The following is a 25779-nucleotide window of genomic DNA, read 5'->3' on the forward strand; positions in this document are numbered from 1 at the left end:
CACCGTACGGGCCCGGCCCGTCGGGGAGTCGGGTCAGCGACCGGGACCGGACGGAGTGCCTTCCGCTCCCGGCGCCTGGTCCAGCAGGACGCGCGGCAGGGCGTCCGGGTGCTTCTCCGCGAGCCAGGCGATGAGCCGCTCGCGGACCGCGCAGCGCACCGTCCACAGCTCGTCGGCGTCCTTGGCGGTGACGATGGCCCGCACCACGATGGTGGAGGGCGTCGTCTCCGTGACCGCCAGGTCCCAGCCGCGGCCGTCCCACTCCCGGCAGTTGTCCAGGATCTCGCGGACCTTGTCCCGCATGAGGTCGACGGGCGCGGCGTGGTCGCAGTGGAAGAAGACCGTTCCGGTCATCTGGACGCCGCCGCGGGACCAGTTCTCGAAGGGCCGGGTCGTGAAGTACGAGACGGGCATGGTGATCCGGCGTTCGTCCCAGGTGCGCACGGCGAGGAAGGTGAGGGTGATGTCCTCCACCACCCCCCACTCGCCCGCGACCACGACGGTGTCGCCTATGCGCACCATGTCACCGAAGGCGATCTGGAAGCCGGCGAAGAGGTTTCCGAGGGTGGACTGGGCGGCGATGCCGGCCACGATGCCGATGATCCCGGCGGAGGCGAGCAGGGAGGTGCCGAGCGCGCGGAAGCTCGGGAAGGTGAGGAGCATCGCGGCGGCCGCGACGACCGCCACGAGTACCGTCACCACCCTGGTGATCAGCGTCACCTGGGTGCGGACCCGGCGCACCCGGGCCGGGTCGCGGGTACCGGTGGCGTAGCGGGCGTACCCCGACTCGACGACAGCGGCGGCCACCGCCACGATCAGCCAGGCCCCCGCACCGATCAGGACGAGCGCGAGGATCCGGCCGACGGCGGCCGCGTTGTCGTGCACCGGGGCCCACTCGACGTGCCGGTGGCCGGCCCTGAGCAGCGCGGCGAACAGGACGATGCGCACGGGAGGCCGGCACCGCCGGAGCAGGTTCCACAGAGGTGTTTCGGGGTGGCGGGCGTCGGCCCTGCGCAGCAGCAGGTCACCGGCCCAGCCGGCCGCGACGGTCAGCAGGACCGAGCCCCCCAGGACGATCGGCAGGAGAAGGACGCTGTTCATGTCTCCCCAACGGGTGTAGGCGGCATGGACCTTCACGCGCCTGCCCCGGAGGGAAGGGGCTGACACAAGGGGCGTGAGCGGCGTCGCCGGCCGGCCCGCCGGACTCCGGGGCGCCCGGGTCCGCTCCCGGGTCCGCGCATGGGCCCACCGAGTCCGGGTAGCCGCGCCTCCAGACGTCCTGACGGACGACCCGCACCTCGGGGTGCGGGCTGCCGACCACACGGAAGGGGTGCGCATGTCGCACGTCGAGGAGTATGTCGAGGTCAACGTCCCCGTACGCACGGCCTACAACCAGTGGACGCAGTTCGAGGACTTCCCCGCCTTCATGGAGGGGGTCGAACGCATCGTCCAGCGCACGGACACGCTCACCCACTGGGTGACGAACGTGAACGGTGTGCAGCGCGAGTTCGACGCGCAGATCACCGAGCAGCTCCCGGACCGGCGCGTCGCGTGGATGACCGTCGACGGGGAGACCCGCCAGGCCGGGCTGGTCACCTTCCAGCCGATCGACGCGACCACCACCAAGGTCGTCCTGCACATGAACTGGGTGCCCGACGGTCTGGCCGAGTCGGCCGCCGACAAGCTCGGCTTCGTCAAGCGCCAGGTCGCGGGTGATCTGAAGCGGTTCAAGCTGTTCATCGAGGAGCGCGGGGTCGCGACCGGCTCCTGGCGCGGCGAGATCTGACCGCGATGGGAATCGGGGCCGCGAGCGGCGTCCGCGCCGCGTCCCGGGGGGCCCGTACGGCCTCCCGGGGCGGCCGGGGCCGGAAGGTCACGGCACGCTGCGGGCTGGTGGCGCGCGGGGTGCTGTACGTACTGATCGGGATCCTGGCCGTACAGGTCGCCTTCGGTGACGGCGGCGAGGAGGCCGACCGGCAGGGCGCCCTCCAGGAGCTCTCGGGCAAGCCCTTCGGCGGTGTCCTCGTCTGGGCCGTGGGCATCGGGATCGTGGGCATGGCGCTGTGGCGTCTGTCGGAGGCGCTGTTCGGGGCGGCCGGGCCGGAGGGCGGCAAGCCCGTGAAACGGCTGTCCTCGGCGGGCCGGACCGTGTTCTACGCCGTGGTGGCCTTCTCCGTGCTCACGTTCCCGGCGGGCGGCGGGCGTTCCGGGGACGAACAGTCGCGCGACGCGACGGCCAAGGCCCTCGAACTGCCCGCCGGCCAGTGGCTGGTGGGCGCCGCCGGGCTGGGGATAGCCGTCGCGGGCGTGGTGATCGCGGTGCAGGCCGCGCGGCGCACCTTCCGCAAGCACCTCGCCATGGGAGGGGTTTCGGCCCGGTGGCGCAAGGCCGTCGACTTCCTCGGGGTGAGCGGCGGCCTGGCCCGGGGGGCGGTGGCCACCGCGGCCGGCGGGTTCGTCGTGTACGCGGCGCTGCGCTACGACCCCACGCGGGCGAAGGGGATGGACGACACCCTGCGGTCGTTCACCACCACTGGGGCGGGTCCGTGGCTGCTGGTGGCGGTCGCCGTGGGGCTGGTGCTCTTCGGACTGTTCTCCTGGGCGATGGCCCGGTGGCGCGAGGTCTGATCCCGCGTCACTCTTCAAGGGAGTTACCCGCCTAAGGGAGGCACGAAATCCGGGGTGTCTCGGCCAACTTGCCCGTGCGCCCCTGCACGCCCCCCGAAGTGACGTTCCAGCATCCCCGGACGGGGGCAGCCGCGTGGTGCTCGGTTCGTCTACCTAGGGGAGCACGATGACGAAGGTCCTCGTCCTGCACAGCGTCAACCTGGTCAGGTCCGCACTGGCCGCACTGCTGAGATCGGAGGGGCCCTTCGAGGTCACGTCCGCGGGCTGGCGGACCGCGAAGCGCCAGACGGAGTCCTTACAGCCGGACGTGACGGTCGTCGACCTCGACTGTCCGGGGACGACGGCGGTCCTGGCCGACGGGGGACGTACGGACCACGAGGTCCTCGCGTCCCCGTCCGCCGTACTCGTGCTGGCGTCGGCCGGCGCGCCCGGTGCGCTGCAGCGCGCCTTCCGGACCGGGGCCCGCGGCTACGTCGACAAGGACGGCTCGCCCGGGCGGCTGGTCAGGGCGGTCCGCAAGCTCGCCGCGGGGGAACGGTTCATCGACGCCTCGCTGGCTTCCGCCTACATGGAGGCCGACCCCCTGCCCCTGAGCCCGCGCGAGCTCAGCGTGCTGGCCCGGGCCGCGGAGGGCGATTCGATCGCGGAGATCGCCCGCACCCTGCACCTGGCGAGCGGGACGGTGCGCAACTACATCGCCGCGGTGACCCGCAAGACCGGAGCGCGCAACCTCATCGACGCGATCCGGATATCCCAGGGGGCGGGCTGGGTCTGATTCGGCCGGATCGTTCGGAGGATCGTCCGGCCGGGTCATTCGTCCGGGCCCCGGTTCCAGTTCCCCACCAGATCGCGGTACAGGGGTGAGAGCGCCGGGAGTTCCGCGTGCGTGGCGCACACGGCACGGGTGCCGTCGAGGACGAGGACCCGGTCGGCTCGGGCCGCGGAGGAGACGCGGTGGGCCACGACGACGAGGGTGCCGGGACGGTCCGCGAGGGCCCGCTCGGCGCGTTCCTCCGTGCGGGGGTCCAGGTGACAGGTGGCCTCGTCGAGCAGCAGCAGCGGAGCCGGGGAGAGGTAGGCGGCGGCGAGTGCGAGGTGCTGGCCCTCCCCCCGGGACAGCAATCCGGGGGACACCTCTGCGTCCAGGCCGCCCAGGCGTCCGATCAGGTCCTCCAGACCCAGGGCGAGGACGGCGCGCCGCAGTCGGGCGTCGCCGGGCACCTGGCCGCCGGGTCCCGCGGCCAGGTGGGTCAGGTTCTCCCGTACGGTGCCGGTGAACACGTAGGCCTGTTGCGGGAGCAGGGTCCGCCGCGGGTCCGGTCCCGTCGCGGCCCGGTCCCGGCGGGCGGCCTCGCCCGCGACGCGTACTGTCCCCGTGCCGGGGGACAGCATCCCGGCCAGCAGTGCCGTGAGGGTGGACTTGCCGATGCCGCTCGGCCCGACCACGGCGAGGTGCTCCCCCGGCCGCACCACCAGGTCGAGGGCGTCGAGCACGGGAGCCGCGCCGGGTCCGTAGGCGAAGGTGACGCCCCGGAGCTCGGCCGCGGCGGCGGTCCGCGGGGCCGCCGGGGTGGACCTCGCCGGCTTCGACGTGCGGCCGACCACCGGGCCCAGCAGGGCCACCGTAGGCCCGGGAGCCACAGGTTCCACGGGAGCCACGGAATCCACGGGTTCCACGGGCAGCGGCTCGCAGAAGCGTTCCAGAACCACCAGCAGCCGGGTTCCGGCCGAACCGAGCGCTGTCATAAGGGTGTTGAGGGCGGGCAGCAGTGCCTGCACCACGTACGTCAGGCCTCCGGCCAGGGTTCCGGCGGTGACCCCGCGCCCCAGCAGCCACGGCGTCGCCGCGAGGAGGGCGACCACCGGCAGCCGGCCCGCCGCGCCCAGGGCCAGGGTGCGCAGGGCGGCCCAGTGCCCGAGCGTGCGTGCCAGCCGCTCCTGGGCGGCGATCAGCGGCTCCAGCCGCGCTTCCGCCGCCGCCTGGCCACCGCAGGCCGCGATGTCGCGCAGCTCCTCCCCCAGCGCGCCCACCCGGTCCGCCAGTGCCTCGTCGGTGTCGAGGGACCGGCGCTGCACGGACGCCATGGGACGGAGCGTGGCCAGGAAGCCGGCCGCGCCGAGCAGCAGGGGTGGCAGCACGATCAGCAGCAGCACCGGGTCCAGGGCCGCCATGCCCAGGAAGGCACCCACGGCGGTGAACACGAACGAGCGCGCGGTGAGGACCAGTCCCGCGAAGGAGTCCCGCGCCATCTCCGTCTGCTGGGTCAGCCGGGACACCGCGCCCGTGTCGGGAGTGCGCGCGGGGTCGGCGACCGCGCGGTCCAGCGCCTGCCGCACCGCCCGCCGGACCAGGCCGTCGCGCAGCGGCTCCACGAGGTCCGCGAGCCCCGCGAAGACCCCGCGCAGTGCGAACCCGCCGAGCAGCGCGCCGGCTCCGGCCGCGGCAAGCCAGGCGAGACCGGTGCCGGTGCGGCCGGCGAGGAAGCCGTCGTCGAGGGCGCGGGCCACGCCGTAGCCCCCGAGAAAGGTGTGCGCGGACTCCAGGAGCGACCAGGCCGCCAGCCGTCCCACGGCGCCCCCGCGGCCCCGCAGGAACCGCCGGCCCTCGGGGGCCACCCGGCGCCAGGTCTGCCCTTCGGTCATGGTGCGACCTCCTGGTTCCCGGCTGCCGGTGTCCGGCGGTCGTCCGTCTCCGGGGCGGCGAACACCGCCCGGTAGCCGGGTTCCTGCCGCCACAGTTCGCCGTGGGTACCGGTGGCCCGTACCCGTCCGTCCTCGAGCCAGACGACGAGATCGGCGCGTACGGCGGACGAGAGACGGTGGGCGATGACGATCCGGGTGCCGGGCCGGACTTCACGGGCGAGCGCCCGCTCGACCTCGCGGGCCGTGACGGTGTCGAGGCTGGAGGTGGCGTCGTCCAGTACGAGGAGCCGGCCCGCGTGGCAGAACGCCCGGGCCAGTCCGAGGCGCTGCACCTCGCCCCCGGACATCGGGGCGGCGGCGAGGCGCGTGCCGTAGCCGTGCGGCAGGCGCCGTACGAAGGGGTCCGCGCGCGCGGCACGGGCCGCCGCGCGGACCGCGGCCGGGCCGGGGTCCGGACCGGCGCCGAACCCGATCGCGTCGCCGACCGTCTCCCCGAGCAGCACCGGCCGGTCGAAGGCGTACCCGACCTCGCGGCGCAGCGTCCCGGCGCCCAGCTCCCGCAGGGGTACGCCGTCCAGCAGCACCTGGCCCGCGTCGGGGTCGGTGAGCCGGCCGGCCACGGCGGCGAACAGGGTCTTACCGGCGCCGGAGCGGCCCACCACCGCCACCGTGGCGCCTCCGGGTACGACCAGGCTGATGTCTCGCAGCACCGTGGATCCGCCGCGCACGACGCGGACCCCGCGCAGTTCCAGGGTGCCCGGGCCGCCGTCCGGCAGCTCCGCCCGGCCGTACTGGAACGCGGGCAGGGCCAGCAGGGCGGTGGTCCGTCGGGCGGCGGCCCGGCCGCGGACCACGGCGGCGAGCCCGCCGGTCACGGCGCCGACCCCGGCCGCGAGGCCCGCGTACCGCATGGCGGCGAGGAGCTCGCCGACCCCGATGGCCCCGGCCGACAGGCGGATGCCGCCGACCGCGAGGACCGCGTACAGGAGCATCGGCATCAGGGCCGCGGTCCGGGCCGTCGTGCCGCCGTAGACCTGCCACATGCGCCGTCCCTCGGTGTCGAGTTCCGGCAACTGCGCGAGGATCCTGGCGCGCTCACGGTCCGCGGTGCCGGCCGCGGCGATCGTCCGCGCCCCGGCCAGTGCCTCGACGAGGCGGCCGGCGGTGGCGAGCTGCACCTGCTGGTAGCGGGCGACGCTGGTGAGGGTGGACCGGGTGAAGGCCCTCAGCAGGAACAGCAGCAGCGGAACGCCCGCGAGGAAGGCGAGGGCCGTCCACAGGTCGATGAGGAGGAGCGCGGCCACCGCGCCGAGCGGTGGCAGCAGTGCGGCGACGGCGTGCGCGGCGGCGGCGGGGACCTTCCCCGCCTCGGTGGCGTGCGCGGTCAGCCGCGCCGCGGTGTCCCCCGGCGCATGGCGGGCCGCGTGGTGCGGGGCCGTCCGCAGCAGCTGGGCGAGCCCGAGCCTGCGCAGCCGTGCGGTGGAGCGGCCGTCCACCTCGCCGGTCAGCCGCGCGGCGGCGGCGTCGAGCACCACCTCCGCCATGATGACCGCGGCGCACAGCAGCGTCCAGGCGGTTCCCGACGGGTCGCGGCGGAGCAGCAGGTCGAGGGTGCGGCCGAGGACCGCGGGCTCGGCGAGGGCCGCCGCGGCGGCCGCCACCGCGCATCCGAGGACGGCGACGGTGCGCCCGCCGCTGTGCCGGGCCACTGCCACGAGCGCCCGGTCGGCGCTGTCCTCCCCGGCTGGTGCCGACGCCGTGTCGGTCCCGTCCCCGGCCCCGGTGTCGGCCGCCGCGTCCGGTGGGCTCATCGGCGGATGCCTCCCGTGGTGTGGTGCGGGCCCGGGCGGTGAACCGCCCGGGCCCGGGGTGACCTGGGTCAGTGACAGGTCGTGACGCTCAGGCTGCTGTCGCCGCAGAGCAGCAGGCTGGCCCGGCTGCCGCCGCCACCGCCGCCGCCGTGCAGCTCGGTGGTCTCTTCCTTCGGGGTCTCCATCGACTGCAGGTCGAGAAGTGTCATGTCGTATCCCTCTTCTTCCGTCGAGTGGTGCCATGGGTCACGACCCCGGACGGGGCCGGCTCTGGGGCCGCCGCGCGTTCGCGCAGCGGCGGAAGGAACGGCAGGTGTGCGCGCCCGCCGGGCGCGGCGCTGCCGAGGGCGAGGAGAGCGCCGGCCGTGCCCGTGGAGAGGTCCATGGACAGCCGCATCATCTGCTCGCCGGGGAAGGCCAGATGCCCCTGGTACGGCACCGCGTGCCGGGCCAGTGCGTCGATCTGGCGGGCGATGGCCCCGGGGCCGGTGCCCGGGCCCGGAGTGGTGGTCCGGGCCAGGTGGAGGATCATCCCGGCGGCGCCGCGCATCAGCCCGGGCTGGGCGTAGAAGGTCGCCTGCGCCGCTCGTACGATCTCGCGCCGGGCCTGTTCGAAGCGCTCGTCGGGGCCGTGCTCCAGCCAGTCGTCGAGCACCATGCCGATGCCGACGCTGCCTTCGCCGAGGTACGGCATCGTGCGCCAGCCCTCGTTCACCTGGAGGGTGCCGAACGCACTGGTGACGCAGCGGTCGAGGTCGAGGTGGAGCGCCTGGCCTGCTTGGACGAGGAGTTCCTTGTCGCCGGTGCGCTCGTACATCCGCACGAGCAGCAGGGCGGGGCCGGAGTTCCCGTACAGGAGTCCCGCACGGCCGGGCCGCTGCCGCGGCCGGGCGACCAGTTCGGCGCAGCGCAGGGCCGCGGCGTGCAGCGCGCCCTCTCCGCTCGCGGCGCCGAGGGCGTCCAGGGCCAGGCCGATACCGGCGAGTCCGCCGTGCAGGTCGGGGCCCGCGCTGTCCCAGGGCTGGTGCAGCAGCCGGTCCGCGAGGGCGAGGGCACGGTCGTGGTGTCCGAGCCGGTGCAGGGTCCAGGCCGTGCCGGCCAGGCCGTCGTAGAAGCCGAGCGGAGTGCCGGAGGCCGGTTCCGCGGTCCGGTCGAGCAGCCACTGCTCGGCCTCGGGCCAGGGTTCGGTGCCGGTCTCGGCGAGTGCGTACAGCACTCCGGCGACCCCGTTGCCGAAGCCGACTCCGCCCCCGGCGGCCGCGAACTGCGCGACGTCTCCCGGGACCAGGCGGTCCTCGCGGTCCGGGGTGGCGCTCGCGCGCAGCGCCGCCGTCATCGAGGTCCGGGCCGCCGGCCAGTCCCCCGGCTCGACGGGCAGGTACGGCGCGGCGGGCCTGCCGCCCGGTGCGGCCCGCGGGGCGCCGGACATGATCTCCTCGACGGCCTCTTCGAGGAACCGGCGCGGTACGGGGAACTGTTCGGCGGCGACGGCGGCCAGGTGCGCCGCCTTGCCCCGGTCCAGGACGAGCAGGCTGGTCAGCGGAAGGAACAGGGCGAGCCGCAGGCAGGCGAGGGCGTAGCGGTCCACGGAGAACCCGAGCCGACCGGCCGGGGCCACGAAGGCCGGGTTGGCCACGGTCTGGCGCAGCCCCTCGTCGACGTGTGCGGCGGCTTCGAAGTCCAGCAGGGAGACGGTGGGTTCGCCCGCCTCGTCCTCCGCGACCATGATGTTGAAGAGGTGGAGGTCGTTGAAGACCACGCCGCGGGCGTGCACGGCGTCGACGGCCGCCGTGACCTTCCGGTGGACGGTGAGGGCCCACTCGGTGTAGGAAGCGAGCTCCGCCGGGTCGGGATCCGCCTCGATCAGCGGATGGCGGCGGGCGAAGTAGGTGTTGAGCGGTTTGCCCGCGAGGTGTTCCAGCACCAGGAAGTGGTGGTCGCCGACCGTGAAGGTGCCGCGCACCGCCGGTACGCAGTCCAGACCCGCCAGCCGTTCCAGCGCGGCCCGTTCGCGGTGCAGCCGGGCCACGGCGTCGGCCCCGTCGGCGGCGAGGCCCGCGTACGGCCGGGCCTCCTTGAGGACCACGGACTCTCCGGTGCGGGTGTCCTTGCCGACGTACACGCCGCCGCCGTTGGAGAAGTGCAGCGCACGCTCCACCGTGTAGGGGACGCCGGTCAGGGTCAGCGCGGAGCGTGCCGCGAGGTGCGGCGCGAGGAAACCGGGCAGCTTGAGCCAGCCGGGCGGCTGGAAGACCGGCCCGCGGGGGTCCGGTACGAGACTCCCGTCGGGGGCCTCGATCGCCGGCACCAGTTCACCGTGCTCGTCGTAGCAGTGCCGCAGGGTGAAGCTGCCGTAGCGCAGGTGGACCGGCCCGGCGGCCCAGCGCAGATCGCTGAGGATGTACGGGCCGGCCGCCCCCGCGAGCGCGGTGTCGAGGTCCCGGGCGATCCGCTCGCACTGCCGCTCGTCGGCCGGGTACACGGTGATGAACTTGCCGCTGGCGGCGCGGTCCGCGTACTTGGCGTTGCGCAGGTGCAGCAGGTAGCGGCTCGGGACGAACTTGAAGGCGATGTGCCGGGCCACGCAGTACTCGTACACCGTCGCCAGCAGCGACTCCGCGTTGTCGAGCGTGGCCGAGACGTGGATCTTCCAGCCCTGGGAGGGCAGTTCGGCACCGACGGGGCGCAGGGCGAGCCAGTCGCCGCTCCGGTGCGAACGCCAGCCCGGCGGGACGGGGGCGAGGGCGGCGGGATAGCTCTCACCGGCCCGCCGGTACGGCGCGTCGTAGAACCAGCGGTCGGCGTCGCAGAAAGCCGCGTATCCCTTGTTCACACCTGCTCCCTCGGTCGGTGGCAGTAACGACCGTGTCACGCGCCGCGGACGCGGCGACAGTCACGGCTGTCATCGACGGGGTGTGCAGTACGCACGAGTAGCGGGTGGGGGCTCAGGAGTCAGGCGTCACCGCCCTCCGCCGCCCGGTGCGCAGGCGGGCGGTGGGACGTCCAGCGGTGCCACCAGTGCCTGCGCCGCGGATGCACGGCCCGCCCCAGCCGGCGGCCGAGCAACAGGTACCCCAGCAGCGCTCCGGCCGTGTTCAGGATGACGTCGTCGATGTCGAAGACGCGGCCCGTGACGAGGGCACCCTGGACGAGTTCCACCAGGGTCATCAGGCAGACCGTCACGGCGGCGACCCGCAGCAGTCCCCGCGCCGGGGGCAGCAGGACGGGCAGGAGCACTCCGAACGGCAGGCCCAGGAGCAGGTTCCCGCCGAGCTGACGCGCCGCCTCCAGCGTCGATGCCCGTTCCAGGTAGGCGTTGATCGAGTGGCCGGGGCGGATGTTGCTGTGCACGAGGGCCACCGAGGCGGCGGACGGTTCCAGCGTCAGCCGCGCCAGGACCGTGCCGAACAGGAGGGTCCCGATCAGGGCAGCCGCCATGGCCAGTGCCCGGACGGCCGGGTGCACCGGACGGTGTGGCTTCCAGACGTCGGGTGCGGCCGGTTCGACCGGTTCGACCGGTACGGCACGTTCTTCTGGTCCCGCCTCGCGCCGCGGCGCGTTTCTCCATCTCATGCGGCTGCGTCTACCCCGCCGGAGGTCCCGCACGCGCGCGATGTTGACGGTCCGTCACCGCCCGCGTTCGTACGCGGGGCACCGCGGGCGCATGCGGGCGGTACCGTCGGGCACGTGCACGGCATGACCGACATCCCCCGCGCCACATCGCGCCCAGGCCGTCCCCGCACCGTGGCCCGCGTGGCGCTCGCCCGCGTGGCGCGCACCCGCACCGAGCTGCGGCGTACGGCCGTTCACGTCTGGACCGACAACCTCGCCGACCAGGCGGCCGCCCTCACCTACTACGCCCTACTGGCCCTGCTTCCCGCACTCGTCATCGCGGTCTCCGTGGTCGGACTGCTCGGCACGGCGACCAGGGTCCGGCTGATCACCGGTCTCACCTCCTACGCGCCTCCGCAGTCGGCGCAGGTACTGCGCGACGCGCTCGACGGCCTCGTGGCTGAACACTCGCCGGTATGGGCCCTGCTGATCAGCGGTGTGCTGAGCGCCCTGTGGTCGGCGTGCAGTTATCTGGCGGTGTTCCGACGCTCCCTGCACACCATGCACGGAGTGCCCGACACCCGGCCTCCGCTCCGTGCGGCGCACACCCTGGTCGTCAACGCCGTGATGCTGCTGGTCCTCCTCGTCGCCGGAGCCCTGGGGCTGGTCGTGTCCGGCCCACTGGCCCGGCGGGTCGCCCGGGCAACCGGCGGGGTCGGCCCGGAGGGGATCGCGCTGCTGCGCTGGCCCGTGCTGCTGGTGGTCGTCACCCTCCTGGTGCTGGTCCTCTTCCGTACCGGCCCGTCCCAGACCCGGGGCACCCGCCGCGGCCTACCCGGCGGGGTGCTGGCCGCCGTGCTCTGGCTGGCCGCCTCGGGGCTCTTCACGCTGTACACGGAGCTGGACACCTACGGCCGTCTCTACGGGTCACTGGCCGGCGTGGTGGTCTTCGTGGTCTGGCTCTGGTTCGCCAACCTGGCCCTGCTCACCGGGGCCCGGTTCAACGCCGAACGGGCGGGGCGGCCTGAGCGGCTCAGCGACCGGTAGGCGGAGCCTGCGGGTCCCGGTTGCCCGCGACCAGCCGGGAGGACTCGATCTCCGCCCAGACGACCTTGCCGGAGCCCTGGGGGTAGGAGCCCCACCGGTCGGAGAGCCGCTGCACGATGTGCAGGCCGTGCCCGCCGGGGACGCCGGGCCGGCGTACGGCCCGGGGGTGCGGCGCCGCCGTCGCGCCGTCGACCACGTCGATGTGCAGGGCCTCCCCGGCGGTCAGTACGAGCTCGTGGCAGCCGTGCGCGTGCAGGGCTGCGTTGGTCACCAGCTCGGACACGACGAGCAGGGCGTCCTCGGCGCTTTCCCGGCCGTCCCAGCCCCAGTCCCGCAGGGTCTGGCGGGTGAAGTCCCGGCCCTTGGCGACCGCACCGCGGACACCGCGCAGGGCGAGTCTGCGGCGCTGGCCCGTGACCGGCGCCCTCTCGCCCAGAGGGCTCCCAGTGGTGCCCAGAGGGCCCCTCGCGGCCGCTCCCGTCGTATTCACTGACGCCTCACCCCGACCGTTGACGCTGCCGTGTTCGATGGAGGGAGCGGCTCCGAGTGCGGGCCGCCCGGGTGCGCGGGGTCTGTTCCCGCCGTCCCGCTCTCGCGTATGCCCGACCTGATCGTCCGGACACGTGGACACCGCCGTCGGTGTGGGTCCGCTGCCAACCCGGTGCGTGCGGCCCCCGCGGGGCGACATAGTGCGGTGGACTCCCCGGCTGTCGCCCTTCGGGCGGACACTCAACGCGATCCTCCGTGCACGGGCCGCGCGGGACGGGACGGGGCACGGAAGGCGGCAGGACAAGGGAACGGGCCCGGACCCGTCGGGGTCCGGGCCCGTCACCGGGTCCGTGAGCCGGGACGACCTCAAGGTCAGGATCCACGGTGGCTGACGGCCACGCGGTCCAGGTGTCCGGCGGCGGACACGCGCGGTGGGGGGCGTCAGAGTTCCGCACGGCTGGCGGACTGGGCGGCCCTTACCGCGACGTCGGCCGCATCCCGCACGAGCGGCGCGGCCGGCCCGCCGCCGCCCGAGGACAGGGTCCAGCCGCACAGCGCCACCCAGGCCAGGGCGGACGAAGCCGCCTTGGCGCGTTCGGCCGGGCGCGGCAGGAAGGTACCGAAGAGCAGCGCGTCCCCCGCGTCCATCGCGACCCGGCAGAGGACGGCCGTGCGCAGCGCCGCCCCGCCGGGGACCGCCACCATGGCCGCCCCCACAACGGCGTCCCGGACCCCCAGGGCGCGGATCAGCAGAGCGGTGGAACCTCGTTCGGGCAGGCCGCAGGGGCGGGCCAGGACTCGGGGGTGGCAGGCGACCGCCACCCCGTATCCGAGAGTGGCCGCGCCCATCACCCGCGCCGCTGTCGTGCGCATACCGATGCCTCCGCTCTCAGTGGTCCTCGGCGCCGGACGACCGCGGACCGTCCGGACGGGCCTGCTCCTCGCGGCCGATGCCCGGGCGCTGCCGCTTGGCCTCGTGTCCCCCGGCATCCGCGTCGCCGCCACCGGCACCCGCCCCCGAACCCCGGACGACGGCGTCGTCCGCCTGCTGCCGGGCCTCGCGGTCCCCGCTCTCGCCCTCCGCCCCGGACGGGGTGGTACGCGGGTGGCGCCGGGACTTCTCGTGATCCGTCATCTCGTCCTCCTTCGGTGGTACGCGTCTCCCGCGACCGGCCCCGCCGCGTCCGCCTCGGACGCTTCGTACCCGCCGCGTCGTACTCCACCCCGCGACGCCGCGCGAGCGGGGCGGCACGGGCGGGGCCGCACGGGCGGGGCCGCCGCCGGTGCTGTCATCCCCGTACGACCGCGCGCACGTTCTCGACGCTGCCGCAGTCGGCGGCGAGGTGCCGCTCCCGCTCCTGGAGGAACGCCGCCCCGAGCTCGGCGCGCCGCTCGTCCGGCACGTTCTCCCTGGCGCCGTTGAGGATGGTCCGCTCCTCCTCGTCGAGGTGGTGGGAGACCGCCTTCACCAGCTCCTCCAGGCGGGAGTCCCACTCCTCCGAGCCCACCTCGGAGACTTCGAGCAGCGCCAGCAGCGCCTCGTTGCCCTCGGCGTGCTCCTCGGTCCCGTGCTCGACCTCCTCGTTGTCGACGTCCTTGAACCGCTTCAGCGCGCCGTACACCTCGGCCTCCTCGGCCTCGCCGTGCGCGATGAGAAGGGCGGAGAACTTCGCCAGGGCGCCCGCCCGGTCGGCTTCCACACTGCGCATCCGGCGGAAGAGGTCCTCCATCGTGCGGTGGTCCTTGAGGATCATCGCGACGACGTCCTGGTCCTTCGTCTGCTCCTGCTGCTTCTCCTGCTTCTCCTGCTTGTGCGCGGCCATGCCACGTCCCTCCTGCTCTCGGGCTTCGGCTTCGCATGGCGCCTGCTCCCTGGCCGGGAGTTCAAACCCGGGGGACCGGAGCCCCGCCCGTACGGGTTTGCGCGGCACTTGCCCGGGCAGCCGCGTCGATGGATACGAAAAGCCCCCGGACGGAGGCAGGAGATGTCAACCAATTCGCTGATAGCCGTCATCGTCGTGGCGGCGGTCGTCGTGATCGCGCTCACCGCGCTGCTGTGGACGCTGGCCCGACGACGCCACCTGCGCGAACGGTTCGGTCCGGAGTACGACCGCACCGTCGAGGAACGGGGCGACAAGCGGTCCGCCGAGCGGGACCTGCGCGCCCGTGAGGAGCGGCACGACCACCTCGACATCAAGGAGCTGTCCCCCGAGCGCCGTCACCAGTACGCGGACGAATGGACCGGTGTGCAGCAGCAGTTCGTGGACCGGCCGGAACGTTCCGTGGCCGATGCCGACGAGCTGGTGACGCGGCTGATGGGTGAGCGCGGCTACCCCACCGAGGGATACCAGGACCAGTTGCGGGACCTCTCGGTGCAGCACGGCCGCACGCTGGAGGAGTACCGGGCCGCCCACGCGGCGAAGGTGCGCAGCAGTGCGGGAGAGGCGACGACAGAGGAGCTGCGCGGGGCGATGGTGCACTACCGCACCCTGTTCGAGGAGCTGCTCGCCGACCAGAGGAGCCGATGACATGCAGAACCGTGAGGACGAGGAGAAGGCGGGCCGGACGCCCGAGTCCGTGCTGACGACGGATGACCTGGCCCGTCCCGCGCCGCCCGGTGACAGGGACGCGGCCGTCTACCCGGGCGAGGCCACAGGTGGACGGGCCGGGGCGGCGCCGTCGCCGGTGGACCCGCGCACCGGGAGCCCTGAATCGGTGAGCGAGGGGGCGGTGCGGGAACCGGAAGGGGCACCACAGCCCGTACCGGAGGCCGTACCCGAAACCTGGCAGGACCTGAAGGAGCCCGCCGACGAGCCCGGCTCCGAGGACGAACCGCTCCTCGGAACCGCGGAGGCCGAGCGCTACCGCACCCGGTGGAGCGAGATCCAGGGCCGGTTCGTGGACGACCCGCAGGAGGCGGTCCGGTCGGCGGACACCCTGGTGGCAGAGGTCATGCAGACGTTCGCGGGCAGGCTCTCCGAACACCGCGGCGGGCTGGAGAAGCAGTGGGACCGCGGTGAGCAGGTGGCCACGGAGGACCTGCGGCAGGCCTTGCGTGCCTACCGCTCACTGGTCAATCGGCTGCTCGACACCTGAGCGGGTCCGACGGGGCGGCCGCCCCCGGCGCGTGCCGGGGGCGGCCGTGCCATGCTCGAGGAATGAAGGGCGAGGTCACACCTGCGGGAGAGGGCGCCGCACCCGAGGTGCTGGCACTCGCCAAGGTGGTGTCCAGGCTGCGATCGGAGGTCGCCGACCTGGAAGGTCTGACCGCGCACACGGCCGTCGTGGAGCGGGCCAAGGGCGTGCTGATGGCCCGGGAGGGCGTGGCCGCCGATACGGCGCAACAGATGCTCCTCGACAGTGCCGGCGAACGGGGCCGCACCCTCCTCGAGGAATGCTGGATCACCCTGGGGCAGATCCGTTCCCACCCGTCTCCGGCGACCTCGTCGCCCTCCGTACCGTCCTCAGCGGCTGCCTCCGCCCTCGAGGCCCACGAGACACACGAGACACACGAACCCTCCGGTACGCAGACCCCGGGCGCCTCGGCCTTCAGCGCCGGACAGTACCTCGTAGGCCGCGGCAGCGCCGACGCCTCGCTGCGCCCGCTCCTGGCCCGGCTGGCCGACGGTCTGGCGGCGGCCCGCGGCGGTGACGCCATCGCGGAGCTCCTGCGGACCGTGCTCGGCGGGGCCGCCGGCATCGACGCGGTGATGATCTACTCCCTGGCCTCCGGCGGGGACCTCGAGCTGACCGGCGCCGCCGGCATCGACCGGGCGCTGGCCGAGCAGTGGCGCCGCGTTCCCCCGCTGAGCGGGGTCGCCGCCCACGAGGCCGTCGCCGGGCGGCGGCCCCTGTGGCTGGAGGATCCGGTCCAGGACGCCCGCCGTTTCCTCCTGATCGGCAACCCCCCGGACCGCTGGCCCTCCCGCGCCTGGCTCCCCGTACCCCCCGAGGGGCCTCCGAAGGCTGCGATCGGCTTCCTGCGGACGCGACCGGGCCCCTTCGCGGCCGACATCAGGGCGCTGCTGCGACGGGCGGCCAGACTGTGTGCCGATCCGCTGGGGATGCCGGAGCGCCCCGGCGACGAGGGCCCGCAGGGCTCGGGCTCCGATGTGGCCGACGTACAGCAGGTCCTGGACGCGCTGGCCGGACCGGCGATCCTGCTCACCCCGCTGCGCACGGAGGCGGGCGAGGTGGAGGACTTCCGGATCGACGCGGCGGCCCCCGAGTCGGTGGACGTGGCCGGACGGCGCGGCAAGGAGCTCGTGGGGCGCAGGGTCCTCGAGACGTACCCGACCGTGGCGGGCACCGCGCTGTGGGACGGCTACCTGGAGACGCTCACGACAGGGACCGGGTACGAGGGAGAGCCCTTCACCTACGAGGAGGTCGTCGCCGGCGTCCCGCGCCAGTCCGTCTACTCGGTCCGGGCGTCCAGGCTCGGAGGCCGCCTGGTCGTGTCCTGGATCCGCCACGACACCAGCGACCGCGAGGCGCGCAGGCTGGCCGACATGCAGCGCCTGGGCAACCTCGGCTGGGCCGGCTGGAACCTGGCCGCGGACACCGTCACCTGGTCCGAGCAGGTCTACGCCATCTTCGACCGCGACCCCCGCGAGGGACCGATGCCGCTGGAGGAGCTGCCGCGCCACCTCCTGCCCGAGGACCTGCCGGTGCTGGGCGCCGCCGTCCAGCGGCTGCTGGGCGAGGGCGAGGCCATCGACGAGCCGTTCCGGATCACCACCGCGCACGGCGTACGGCACCTGCGGATCGTCGCCGAGGCCCAGACGGACGCCGACGGCGCTCCCGTGGAGGTGTACGGCTTCTTCCAGGACGTCACCGTGCAGCGCGGCGCCGAGCTCGCACTGCGGGACAGCGAGCGCGCCGTCCTCCTCCAGAGGGCCATGCTCGAGGCTGAACGGGCGCTCGCCGCGCACCTCCAGGAGGCCCTGCTGCCGATCCCCGAGCAGTCCCTGGAGGTGGCGGGCCTGTGTGTCGATGTCGCCTACGTCCCCTCGGAGCGCGGAGTCAACGTCGGCGGCGACTGGTACAGCGCCATCGAACTGCCGGACGGCAGTGCCCTGTTCGTCGTCGGCGACGTGGCCGGGCACGGTCTGGGCGCCGTCGGCACGATGGCCCAGCTACGGTTCACCACGAAGGGCATGACGATCACCGGCTCTCGCCTGCCGGACGTGCTGCGCCGGCTCAACACCCTGCTGCTCCACACCGCTTCGGACCCGTCCGCCGCCACCCCCGCCTCGACCACGGCCACGATGGTCATGGCCCGCTACCAGCCCTGGGACCGGCACCTGGTCTGGGTACGGGCGGGGCACCTGCCGCCCCTGCTGGTCCGCGGCGACCGGGCGGCCTTCCTCGAACAGCCCCAGGGCACCCTCCTCGGCGCCGCTCTCGACGCCTCGTACGGGCAGGCCGTGCTCGACCTGATGCCCGGCGACCACCTGCTCCTCTACACGGACGGACTGGTGGAGGAGCCGGGCGAGGGCCTCGACGCCGGGCTCGACCGGCTCGCCGCGACCACCCTGCGGCTCCTGCGGGAGGGCCGAGGCCAAACCCTCGCCCGGACGCTCGCCGCGCTGTCGCCGGGCAGCCGCGACGACATCTGCGTCCTGGACATCCACGTCCCGGAGGAGCCGTGAGCCCGCACACCGAGCACGAGGCTTGGACGGCGCGCGGCTGGGTAGGCGCGATGGACCCCGGGATCCTCAGGACGGGAGAAGCCATGGTCAGCCCAGCGGGCCGTCCGACCGGGCAACGAGAAGGGGTGCGTACGTGATGCCCACGGCCAACGGAGAACGTTTCACCGTCGAGGCGCGACCCCTCCCCGGAGCCAAGGTGCTGGTGATGTCGGGGGAACTCGACCACGACACCGCCGAGCCGTTCCGGCACACATTCGACGCGGCGTGGCAGGACGGCGGGCGGCTGCTGGTCGACCTCAGCCGCCTGGACTTCTGTGATTCCACGGGGCTGAACGTGCTGCTGCGCGGCCGCATCGCGATCAAGGAGGCCGGTGGCAGCCTCGAACTGGTCGGCCTGCACCCACCAGTCGCACGCATGTTCCACATCACGGGCGCGGACCGGCTCTTTCCGATCCACACCGACGTGGACAGTGCTCTGGCGGCTCCCCCGGGACGCTAGTGCTGTGGCCGGGGGAGCCGGCTCGGCTCAATGTCCTCGCGGCGTTCCCCGCCGTGCCCGCCGGGTTCGCCGCAGCAGCAGGATGCCCGCCAGTGCGCCGCCCGCCGCGATCAGCGCGGTGCCGTTGCTCCGCGCCGTGGCGGCGGCCCGGCCGGCCCTGCCCCGCACGGTGTGCCGGGCCGTGCCCCGTAGCCGGCCGGTGACCTGCCCGACCTGCCCGCGGACCGCGGCGATCCCGTCGTGGGCCCGCCCCGCGACGCCGGCCCTGCCGGCCAGTGCGCCGACCGTCCGCCCGAGCTCATCCCGGGTGCGGGCGAACTGCCGGCGGACCTCCTGCGCGGTACGGACGGACGCGGTGCCGTGTGACTTCGTCGTCGTCATCGGGATGCCCTTCCTTCGGTTTGCTCCTTCACGTGCCTGACCGCTCTGTTGGCGCGGATACCCGCCAACGGGCCGATGACGCACCCGATTCGCCGGGAAGTCGGCCCTCGGTGCCCGGAGGGCGGTCAACCGTCCCCACCCGGAAGGAACTCCTTGGCCTTGGCCACGGCGAAGCCCCACCCCTGGCTCAGGGTCGGCTTCCCCGGCACGGCCACCTCCCCGGGGTTGGTCAGCACGTCCAGCAGGACCGGTCCCGGCGTCTCGAGCGCCCTGCGCACGCCGTCGTGGAGGTCCGCCGGGTCGGTGACACGGATGCCGGTGAGGCCCAGTGCGGTGGCGACCGCCGCGAAATCCGGGTTGTCCAGTCCCGTACCGAACCCGGGCAGGCCGGCCTGCTCCTGCTCCAGTTCGACCATGCCCAGGCTCCGGTTGTCGAAGACCACAAGCTTCACCGGCAGCCGGTATGCCTTGATCGTCATGAGGTCGCCCAGCAGCATGCTCAGCCCGCCGTCACCGCACAAGGCGACGATCTGGCGGTCGGGCGCCCAGAGTTGGGCCCCGATGGCCTGGGGCATGGCGTTGGCCATGGAGCCGAGGTTGTACGACCCGAGCAGGCGCCTGCCGCCGCGCATGGTGACGAAACGGGAGAGCCATACGGTGGTCATGCCCGTGTCCGAGGTGAACACCGCGTCCTCGGCGGCGTACGCGTCCACGGCCGCGGCCAGGGCTTCGGGGCGGATCTCGTGGCCCCTGTTGTCGAGGACCGCACGGAGCCTGCCGGTCCAGCGGCGTTCGGCAGCCGGGTCGGACAGGCGCTGCTGTCCTTCCCGCCAGCGCGAGAACCGAGCGCGCGCGTCCTCCAGGTGGGCCCGGTCGGGCGACTCCTTCAGGAGCGGCAGGAGGGCCCGCAGCGTGGCACCCGTGTCCCCGGCCAGGCCCACGTCCACGGGCACCCGGCGGCCCAGGTGCTCCTCGCGATCGTCTATCTGGACGACCTTGCAGCCCTTCGGGTACCAGTCGCGGTACGGGAAGTCGGTGCCCAGCATGAGGAGCACGTCCCCGCGGTCGAGCGCGTGGACGGCCGCCGGGTTGCCGATCAGCCCGGTCTGGCCCACCTGGAACTCGTTGGCGTCCTCGAACCCCTCCTTCGCCTTGAGGGTGAGCACCATGGGAGCGGCGAGGAGCTCGGCGGTGCGGAGGACCTCCGAGCGGGCCTCGCGGGCACCTCGGCCTACGAGCAGGGTGACGCGGGCGGCCGAGTTGAGGAGTTCGGCGGCCTCCGCGAGGGCCGGGTCGTCGGGGCGGGTGACGGCGCGGCCGAGGGCGAACCGGGCGGGACGGTCCTCGGCCGGTTCCTGTTCGCCCAGGCCGGCCGGCACGGTCAGCACGGCCACTCCGCCCTGGCCGACGGCCGCGCGTACCGCGGACTCGAGCATGCGGGGCATCTGGTCCGGGGAGGTGACCGTGGCGCGGTAGACGGCCACGTCGCGGAAGAGCAGGTCGTTGTCGACCTCCTGGAAGTAGTCGCCCCGCATCTCGGCGAGGGGTACCTGGCCGCAGATCGCGAGCACCGGGGTACGGCTCTTGGCAGCGTCGTAGAGCCCGTTGAGCAGGTGTACGGAGCCCGGTCCCACGGTGCCCGCGCACACCCCGAGGGTTCCGGAGAGCTGGGACTGCGCTCCGGCGGCGAAGGCCGCCGCCTCCTCGTGCCGGCAGCCGACCCAGTCCAGGCCGTCCGCGGTGCGGATCGCTTCGGTCAGTGGGTTCAAGGCGTCTCCGACGACTCCGAAGACGTGCTGGACGCCGAGTTCCTGGAGTGCGTCGACGATCACGCGGGCGACGGTGCGTGCCACAGGAGTCCCCTTCGGTCCGGTACGGCCCCCCGTACGGGAGGCCGTGGTCAGTGGGTGAAGCGGTCCGGGTCGGCCGCCCGCCAGTCGCCTGCCCAGTCCGCGGGCGCTGACGCGGGCGCCGACGCGAGCAGTTGTCCGGGAGTGAGCCACGTGTGGAGTTCGGCGTAGGAGCGGACGGTGTGCGGGTCCACCCGCTGGAGGAGCATGCGCGGGTGCAGTCCGGACGGGTCGTCGACCCCCATGGCCTCCATGATCTGCAGTGCGCTCTCGACCGTTGCCCGCTGGTAGCGGTGTACGCGCCGCGACTTGTCGCCCACGTCGACGGCGCGGGCGCGCCGTTCGTCCTGGGTTGCGACACCGACGGGGCAGGTGTTGGTGTGGCAGCGCTGGGCCTGGATGCAGCCGATCGCGAACATCATGGCGCGGGCGGAATTGGTGTAGTCGGCTCCCTGGAGCAGGCGTTTGACGAGGTCGCTGCCGGTGGCGACCTTTCCGGCGGCCCCGATCCTGATGCGGTCGCGCAGTCCGGCGCCGACGAGTGCGTTGTGGACGGTCATCAGCCCCTCGCCGAGTGGCAGGCCGACGTTGTCGGCGAACTCCAGCGGGGCCGCGCCCGTACCGCCTTCCGCGCCGTCGACGACGATGAAGTCCGGTGTGCTGTCCTCCTCGAGCATCGCCTTGCACACGGCGAGGAACTCGCGGCGCGATCCGACGCACAGCTTGAACCCGACGGGCTTGCCACCTGCCAGCTCGCGCATCCGGGCCAGGAAGCGCACCAGTTCGCGTGGTGTGGAGTAGACGCGGTGGAAGGGCGGCGAGATGACGGTCTCCCCCTGCGGAACCCCGCGGACCTCCGCGATCTCCGCGTTCACCTTGGCACCCGGCAGCACCCCTCCGATGCCGGGCTTGGCACCCTGGCTGATCTTCAGCGAGACGCACTTGACCTGCTCGTGCGCCGCCTTGACGGCGAACTCCCGCTCGTCGAAGGCACCTTCACCGGTCCGGCACCCGAAGTATCCGGTGCCGATCTCCCACACGAGGTCCCCGCCCGGCCGCAGGTGGTACTCGGACAGCCCGCCCTCGCCGGTGTCGTGGGCGAACCCGCCCAGTTCCGCTCCCGTGTTGAGGGCGAGCACGGCATTGGCCGACAGCGAGCCGAAGCTCATCGCGGAGACGTTGAGCAGAGCCATGTCGTAGGGCCGGGTGCAGTCGGGCCCGCCGATCCGGACCCGGGGCGGATCGGTGCGCACCGGGCGCGGGGCCATCGACGGGACGAGGTACTCGCCGCCGGCCCGGTAGAGGTCGAGCTCGGTACCGAAGGGCTCCTCGGCGTCGGTTCCCTTGGCGCGCTCGTAGACGATGCTGCGCGTGTCGCGGTCGAAGGGGCGGCCGTCGAAGTTCCGCTCGATGAAGTACTGCTGCAGTTCCGGCCGCAGCGCCTCCAGTGCGAAGCGGAGGTGTCCGAGCAGCGGGTAGTTCCGCAGGACGGAGTGCCGGCGCTGCACGAGGTCGTGGACGGCCACCAGCGCGAGCAGGAGCAGGAGGGCGGCCGGGGCCGACCACCAGGGCGAGACCAGGACGGCCGCGACGGAGGCTCCCGCGGCCAGGGAACAGGGGAGGGCTACGGCGAGTGTTTTCAGCACGTCGCGCTTGTGTCCCGAAGTCCGGCTGTCAATCGGCCTTCCGTGGCGCGTGCCCCCGGCCGCGCACAGGTCGGGAGCGGGCACGGCAGTGGGCCCGGACTCGATAAGTCCGGGCCCACTGCCTCGTGCCGGTCAGGCCGGCGGGATACCGAAGGGGCCGCTGGTGCCGTAGTAGGTCACCAGTTCCTCGCGGTACCCGGCGTCGCCGAGGTGCTTGTCCCGGTGGAACTCGGGGGCCTGTTTGATCTGGCCCATGGTCCGGTCCACGAAGATCCTGCGCTCCCCGGGGTCGATGCTGACGACGGTGCTCGCCGGCAGCAGGACCTCCTTGCCGAAGATCCACACCCCGGTGTCCACGACCAGGTAGGCGTCACCGACCTCGTCGGAGTGCTTGTCCACCTTGCCGATACCACCGTCGGTCGCCTCGACCTTGTACCCGGTCAGATCGGTCCCGGCCAGGTGGCCGGCGGTCGACTTCCAACTCCACACATGCTCAGTCACGCGAAAACAACTCCTCCGGTACACAGTGGACGGCAGGAGGTTCCCTGCCGTCCCGTACGTCGTTCGTCCGAGTCGGAATTCCGGGGCCGGCCCGCTACCAGCGGTACCAGCGGCCGCTGCTGTTCTTGGGGCGGGCGACGAAACCGATCAGCCACAGCACCAGTACGGCAATCGCGACCCACCACAGGATCTTCAGCGCGAATCCGGCGCCGGCGAGAAGCACGATCAGTAGAAGAACGAGAAGAAGGGGAACCATGTTTATCAACCTCCGAAAATCCGTCTGCCCCCGTACCGCCCGCTCACGCACATGAATGCGCGATTCATTCGGAGCGAACCGTCAAATGCCCCTCAGCGCGGGCAAGAGTTTAGTCTCGGACCATTCCAGGAACGGGTGTTGATGCTCTCCACCGATCTGGACGAGGGCCACTTCGGTGAATCCGGCGTCCGCGTACGGACGTACGGCTTCGACGAAGGCGTCCACGCCGGCCGGCCCCGACGACGTGTTCGTCCAGGTTCTCCCCCGAGCCCAGCCCCAGCCGGAACCGGCCTTCGGACAGGATCTGCACCGTCGCCGCCTTCTACGCGACGACCACCGGGTGGTGGCGGAAGGTCGGACAGGCCACGTACGTCATGAGCGGGATCCTGGACGTGGCCTGCGCGGCCGCGCCCAGGATGCCGGTATCACGTCCCGCAAACCCCCGCGGAGCGGAACTCCCCCGGCGTGGGACCCCCGCCGCCCCGTCACAGGTCCAGGTCGAGGAGCGCCTTCTCCACCACCTCGGTGAGCGCCGGATGGATCCAGTACGGGGACCTGGCGAGGGTGGACGCGTCGATGCCCAGGGTCATCGCCAGGACGAGGGGCTGGATGAGGGTGGCTGCCTGCGGCCCCATGATGTGTGCGCCGAGCAGTCGGCCCGTTCCGCGTTCGGCGAGCACCTTGCAGAAGCCGGTGGTGTCCTCCATCGCCCAGCCGTAGGCGACGTCCGCGTACCGGGCCTCGCCCACCAGCGGGTCCAGCCCCCGGCGGCGGCACTCCTGCCCAGTGACACCGATCGAGGCGATCTGGGGGCGGGTGAAGACGGCCGCGGGCACCAGGTCGTGGTCGGCCGCGATCAGGTCGTCGGGGTGGCGCAGGTTGTGGGCGACGACCCGCGCCTCGCGGTTGGCCACGTGCTTCAGCGCTACCGGTGCGCAGATGTCACCGAGCGCGAAGACGCCCTCCGCGGTGGTGCGCTGGTGCGCGTCGACGAGGATGCGGCCGTCGTCGCGGACGGCGATGCCCGCGGCGCCGAGGTTCAGCCGGTCGCTGTTGGGCACCCGACCCGTGGCGACCAGCAGCATGTCCGCCTCGACCGTCGAAGCGTCGTCGAGGGTCAGCCGCAGTGCCCCCGGACGGCCCCCGACTGCTACGACCTCCCGGCCGAGCCGGAGGTCGTAGCGGGTACGGGCCAGCTCGGTGAACCGTTCGGCGACGGTCTCGTCCTGGGGGCCGAGCAGCCGCCGCTCCTTCTCCACGACGACCACCGAGCTGCCGGCCGCGGCGAACACCTCCGCGAGCTCGGCAGCGATGTAGCCGCCGCCGAGGACGGCCAGGCGGCGGGGCGGGGCGTCGATCCACATGACGGTGTCGGACGTCTCGTACGGCAGTCGGGACTCCTCGACCGGCGGGGGCACCGAGGGGCGCCCGCCGGCGGCGACGACGATCTGGCGGGCCCCGATGTCGACGGCGCCGTCCGCGAGGTCGATCCGCAGTGCGCGCGGGCCGGTGAAGCGTGCGCTTCCCTCGTACACGGTGACGAAGTCCGACTCCCGGCGCCCGCGGCGCCCCTCCTCGCGGTCGGCGTCCAACCGTCCGAACACCCGGTCGCGCACGTCCCGCCAGCGCACGGCGAGCAGCTCCGCGTCCACATCGTAGGTTCCCGCTCCGGCGACCGTCCGGGCCACGTGTGCGGTGTGGGCGAACATCTTGCTCGGAATGCAGCCCGCGTTCAGACAGGTTCCGCCGAACCATTTCTCCTCGACGACGGCCACGTCGAGACCCGCGAAGGAATCGTCGATGACGGTGTTCCCGGACCCCGCACCGATGACGACCAGGTCGTGCTGACGCATCGTGCCAGCCTACGAGGCCCGGCCGGACCGCGCGCGGCCGCACAAGCGGGTCCCGGCTCCGGGTCGCACCCACAGCCGGGACCACGTGCGTGGGCCGCTTTTACCAGTAATGGCGTTTACCAGTAATGGCGGCGGCCGCCGACCGCGTGTCCGACCGATCCCAGGATCCAGAGCACCGCCCCGATGACGAGCAGGATGATCCCGATGGTCCAGAGGATGGAGATTCCGGTCAGGAATCCGATGAGCAGGAGGATGAGTCCGGCAAAAAGCATGATGTCCTCGTTCTCACGTCGGGAATCCGGCGGAACGGTTGATCCGCCGTGGTGACTCAGATCGCGCGTACCCGGGAATCGCGTTCTTAACTGCGACACGGCCCTGATCTTCTACGGGCGGACGGGCCGCTCCGGCGCCATACTGGAACGGCCCGCACGGCCGCTCGCCGTGCCCGCACCCGAGGAGACCTCCGTGGCCGGATCCGGACTGGACGGCTTCACGGACGTGCTCGACTACCCGATGTACGTCGTGACGGCGTCGGCCGGTGACCAGCAGGCCGGGTGCCTGGTGGGATTCGCCTCGCAGTGCTCGATCGACCCGCCCCGTTTCATGGTGTGGATCTCGACGGCCAACCGTACGTACGGCATCGCACGCCGCGCCTCCCACCTGGCCGTACACGTCCTGCGCCGCGAGCAGCGGCGGACGGCGGAGCTGTTCGGCGGGGAGACCGGTGACGACCTCGACAAGTTCGACCGGGTGGACTGGTGGGCCGGCGAGGGCGCCACGCCAGTGCTCGCGGACTGTCCCGCCTGGTTCGTCGGCCGGGTACGGGGCCTCGTCGAAGGCGACGGGGACCACGTCGGCTTCATGCTCGAGCCCGTTCGCCACGGTCCGCCGCCCGGGGACGGGGAGGGGCCGGCGCTGCTCCGGTTCAGCGACATCGCGGACATCTCCCCGGGGCACCCGGCCTGATCCGGG

General features: G+C 73.2%; 26 protein-coding genes and 1 pseudogene. 9 read left to right on the top strand and 18 right to left on the bottom strand.

Annotated elements, in window-relative coordinates; translation table 11 throughout:
- Nucleotides 1-33: 33 nt before the first annotated feature.
- A complete protein-coding gene (locus OG389_RS01220) occupies nucleotides 34-1101 on the bottom strand; it encodes a mechanosensitive ion channel family protein (RefSeq protein WP_328296553.1) in 1068 nt (355 codons plus the stop codon).
- A 235-nt stretch (nucleotides 1102-1336) separates the two neighbouring features.
- On the opposite strand from OG389_RS01220, the gene OG389_RS01225 reads away from it, so the two are divergent.
- The 3 genes from OG389_RS01225 (at nucleotide 1337) to OG389_RS01235 (ending at nucleotide 3403) form a co-directional block, all read left to right on the top strand.
- Nucleotides 1337-1786, top strand: coding sequence for an SRPBCC family protein (locus OG389_RS01225; RefSeq protein ID WP_328296554.1), 450 nt, complete (start codon nucleotides 1337-1339; stop codon nucleotides 1784-1786).
- A 5-nt stretch (nucleotides 1787-1791) separates the two neighbouring features.
- A complete protein-coding gene (locus OG389_RS01230) occupies nucleotides 1792-2628 on the top strand; it encodes a DUF1206 domain-containing protein (protein WP_443059187.1) in 837 nt (278 codons plus the stop codon).
- 166 nt (nucleotides 2629-2794) lie between these two features.
- A complete protein-coding gene (locus OG389_RS01235; protein ID WP_328296555.1) occupies nucleotides 2795-3403 on the top strand; it encodes a response regulator transcription factor in 609 nt (202 codons plus the stop codon).
- 35 nt (nucleotides 3404-3438) lie between these two features.
- Here the strand turns inward: OG389_RS01235 and OG389_RS01240 are convergent, their stop codons facing one another.
- The 5 genes from OG389_RS01240 to OG389_RS01260 form a co-directional block, all read right to left on the bottom strand.
- Nucleotides 3439-5271, bottom strand: coding sequence for an ABC transporter ATP-binding protein (locus OG389_RS01240; RefSeq protein WP_328296556.1), 1833 nt, complete (start codon nucleotides 5269-5271; stop codon nucleotides 3439-3441).
- A complete protein-coding gene (locus OG389_RS01245; RefSeq protein ID WP_328296557.1) occupies nucleotides 5268-7082 on the bottom strand; it encodes an ABC transporter ATP-binding protein in 1815 nt (604 codons plus the stop codon). The genes OG389_RS01240 and OG389_RS01245 overlap by 4 nt, the downstream gene beginning before the upstream one ends.
- Nucleotides 7083-7150: 68 nt before the next feature.
- Nucleotides 7151-7291 carry a SapB/AmfS family lanthipeptide gene (locus OG389_RS01250; RefSeq protein ID WP_328296558.1) on the bottom strand — a complete coding sequence of 47 codons (141 nt, stop codon included), beginning with the start codon at nucleotides 7289-7291 and terminating at the stop codon, nucleotides 7151-7153.
- Nucleotides 7288-9915 carry a class III lanthionine synthetase LanKC gene (gene lanKC / locus OG389_RS01255; RefSeq protein ID WP_328296559.1) on the bottom strand — a complete coding sequence of 876 codons (2628 nt, stop codon included), beginning with the start codon at nucleotides 9913-9915 and terminating at the stop codon, nucleotides 7288-7290. Before lanKC ends, OG389_RS01250 begins: the two co-directional genes overlap by 4 nt.
- Before the next feature lie 119 nt (nucleotides 9916-10034).
- Nucleotides 10035-10655: a VanZ family protein gene (locus tag OG389_RS01260; RefSeq protein ID WP_328296560.1), complete on the bottom strand. Its 621-nt coding sequence runs from the start codon at nucleotides 10653-10655 to the stop codon at nucleotides 10035-10037.
- A 123-nt stretch (nucleotides 10656-10778) separates the two neighbouring features.
- Here OG389_RS01260 and OG389_RS01265 point away from each other — a divergent pair, with 123 nt between their 5' ends.
- Nucleotides 10779-11681 (top strand): YihY/virulence factor BrkB family protein, encoded by a 903-nt coding sequence (locus OG389_RS01265; protein WP_328303437.1) that lies wholly within the window; start codon nucleotides 10779-10781, stop codon nucleotides 11679-11681.
- On the opposite strand, the gene OG389_RS01270 is transcribed toward OG389_RS01265, so the two are convergent.
- The 4 genes from OG389_RS01270 to OG389_RS01285 all read right to left on the bottom strand — a co-directional run bounded on the left by OG389_RS01270 (nucleotide 11668) and on the right by OG389_RS01285 (nucleotide 13993).
- A complete protein-coding gene (locus tag OG389_RS01270; RefSeq protein WP_328296561.1) occupies nucleotides 11668-12171 on the bottom strand; it encodes an ATP-binding protein in 504 nt (167 codons plus the stop codon). The two genes, OG389_RS01265 and OG389_RS01270, sit on opposite strands and share 14 nt — an antisense overlap.
- 440 nt (nucleotides 12172-12611) lie before the next feature.
- Nucleotides 12612-13043, bottom strand: a complete 432-nt coding sequence (locus tag OG389_RS01275) for a hypothetical protein (RefSeq protein WP_328296562.1) — start codon at nucleotides 13041-13043, stop codon at nucleotides 12612-12614.
- Nucleotides 13044-13059: 16 nt separating this feature from the next.
- Nucleotides 13060-13305, bottom strand: coding sequence for a hypothetical protein (locus OG389_RS01280; protein ID WP_328296563.1), 246 nt, complete (start codon nucleotides 13303-13305; stop codon nucleotides 13060-13062).
- Between the two features lie 154 nt (nucleotides 13306-13459).
- Entirely contained in the window at nucleotides 13460-13993 is a 534-nt protein-coding gene (locus OG389_RS01285; protein WP_328296564.1) for a hemerythrin domain-containing protein, read from the bottom strand.
- Between the two features lie 162 nt (nucleotides 13994-14155).
- Between OG389_RS01285 and OG389_RS01290 the strand changes: the two genes are divergently transcribed.
- From OG389_RS01290 to OG389_RS01305, 4 genes are all read left to right on the top strand, one after another.
- Nucleotides 14156-14698, top strand: coding sequence for a hypothetical protein (locus tag OG389_RS01290; RefSeq protein WP_328296565.1), 543 nt, complete (start codon nucleotides 14156-14158; stop codon nucleotides 14696-14698).
- A 1-nt stretch (nucleotide 14699) separates the two neighbouring features.
- Nucleotides 14700-15266: a hypothetical protein gene (locus tag OG389_RS01295; RefSeq protein WP_328296566.1), complete on the top strand. Its 567-nt coding sequence runs from the start codon at nucleotides 14700-14702 to the stop codon at nucleotides 15264-15266.
- A gap of 62 nt (nucleotides 15267-15328) precedes the next feature.
- A complete protein-coding gene (locus OG389_RS01300; RefSeq protein ID WP_328296567.1) occupies nucleotides 15329-17821 on the top strand; it encodes a SpoIIE family protein phosphatase in 2493 nt (830 codons plus the stop codon).
- 136 nt (nucleotides 17822-17957) lie between these two features.
- Nucleotides 17958-18320: an STAS domain-containing protein gene (locus tag OG389_RS01305; protein WP_328296568.1), complete on the top strand. Its 363-nt coding sequence runs from the start codon at nucleotides 17958-17960 to the stop codon at nucleotides 18318-18320.
- Between the two features lie 27 nt (nucleotides 18321-18347).
- Here the strand turns inward: OG389_RS01305 and OG389_RS01310 are convergent, their stop codons facing one another.
- The 8 genes and pseudogenes from OG389_RS01310 to OG389_RS01345 form a co-directional block, all read right to left on the bottom strand.
- On the bottom strand, nucleotides 18348-18701 hold the full coding sequence (locus OG389_RS01310) for a DUF3618 domain-containing protein (RefSeq protein WP_328296569.1): 354 nt from the start codon (nucleotides 18699-18701) through the stop codon (nucleotides 18348-18350).
- Nucleotides 18702-18826: 125 nt separating this feature from the next.
- Complete coding sequence (locus OG389_RS01315) at nucleotides 18827-20554, bottom strand: thiamine pyrophosphate-dependent enzyme (RefSeq protein WP_328296570.1); 1728 nt, start codon at nucleotides 20552-20554, stop codon at nucleotides 18827-18829.
- 47 nt (nucleotides 20555-20601) lie between these two features.
- Nucleotides 20602-22197: an FMN-binding glutamate synthase family protein gene (locus OG389_RS01320; RefSeq protein ID WP_443059188.1), complete on the bottom strand. Its 1596-nt coding sequence runs from the start codon at nucleotides 22195-22197 to the stop codon at nucleotides 20602-20604.
- Between the two features lie 132 nt (nucleotides 22198-22329).
- Entirely contained in the window at nucleotides 22330-22698 is a 369-nt protein-coding gene (locus OG389_RS01325; RefSeq protein WP_328296571.1) for a PRC-barrel domain-containing protein, read from the bottom strand.
- Nucleotides 22699-22792: 94 nt separating this feature from the next.
- A complete protein-coding gene (locus tag OG389_RS01330; RefSeq protein WP_328296572.1) occupies nucleotides 22793-22954 on the bottom strand; it encodes a hydrophobic protein in 162 nt (53 codons plus the stop codon).
- A gap of 229 nt (nucleotides 22955-23183) precedes the next feature.
- Nucleotides 23184-23372: pseudogene (locus tag OG389_RS36695) on the bottom strand (LLM class flavin-dependent oxidoreductase); the annotation flags it as partial.
- A 67-nt stretch (nucleotides 23373-23439) separates the two neighbouring features.
- Nucleotides 23440-24807, bottom strand: a complete 1368-nt coding sequence (locus OG389_RS01340) for a mycothione reductase (RefSeq protein WP_328296573.1) — start codon at nucleotides 24805-24807, stop codon at nucleotides 23440-23442.
- Nucleotides 24808-24923: 116 nt separating this feature from the next.
- On the bottom strand, nucleotides 24924-25079 hold the full coding sequence (locus OG389_RS01345) for a DUF6131 family protein (RefSeq protein ID WP_328296574.1): 156 nt from the start codon (nucleotides 25077-25079) through the stop codon (nucleotides 24924-24926).
- Between the two features lie 241 nt (nucleotides 25080-25320).
- Between OG389_RS01345 and OG389_RS01350 the strand changes: the two genes are divergently transcribed.
- Nucleotides 25321-25773 carry a flavin reductase family protein gene (locus OG389_RS01350; RefSeq protein WP_328303440.1) on the top strand — a complete coding sequence of 151 codons (453 nt, stop codon included), beginning with the start codon at nucleotides 25321-25323 and terminating at the stop codon, nucleotides 25771-25773.
- The last annotated feature ends 6 nt before the right edge of the window (nucleotides 25774-25779 follow it).

Origin of the sequence: Streptomyces sp. NBC_00435 (assembly GCF_036014235.1) — a bacterium.
Classification (GTDB): domain Bacteria; phylum Actinomycetota; class Actinomycetes; order Streptomycetales; family Streptomycetaceae; genus Streptomyces.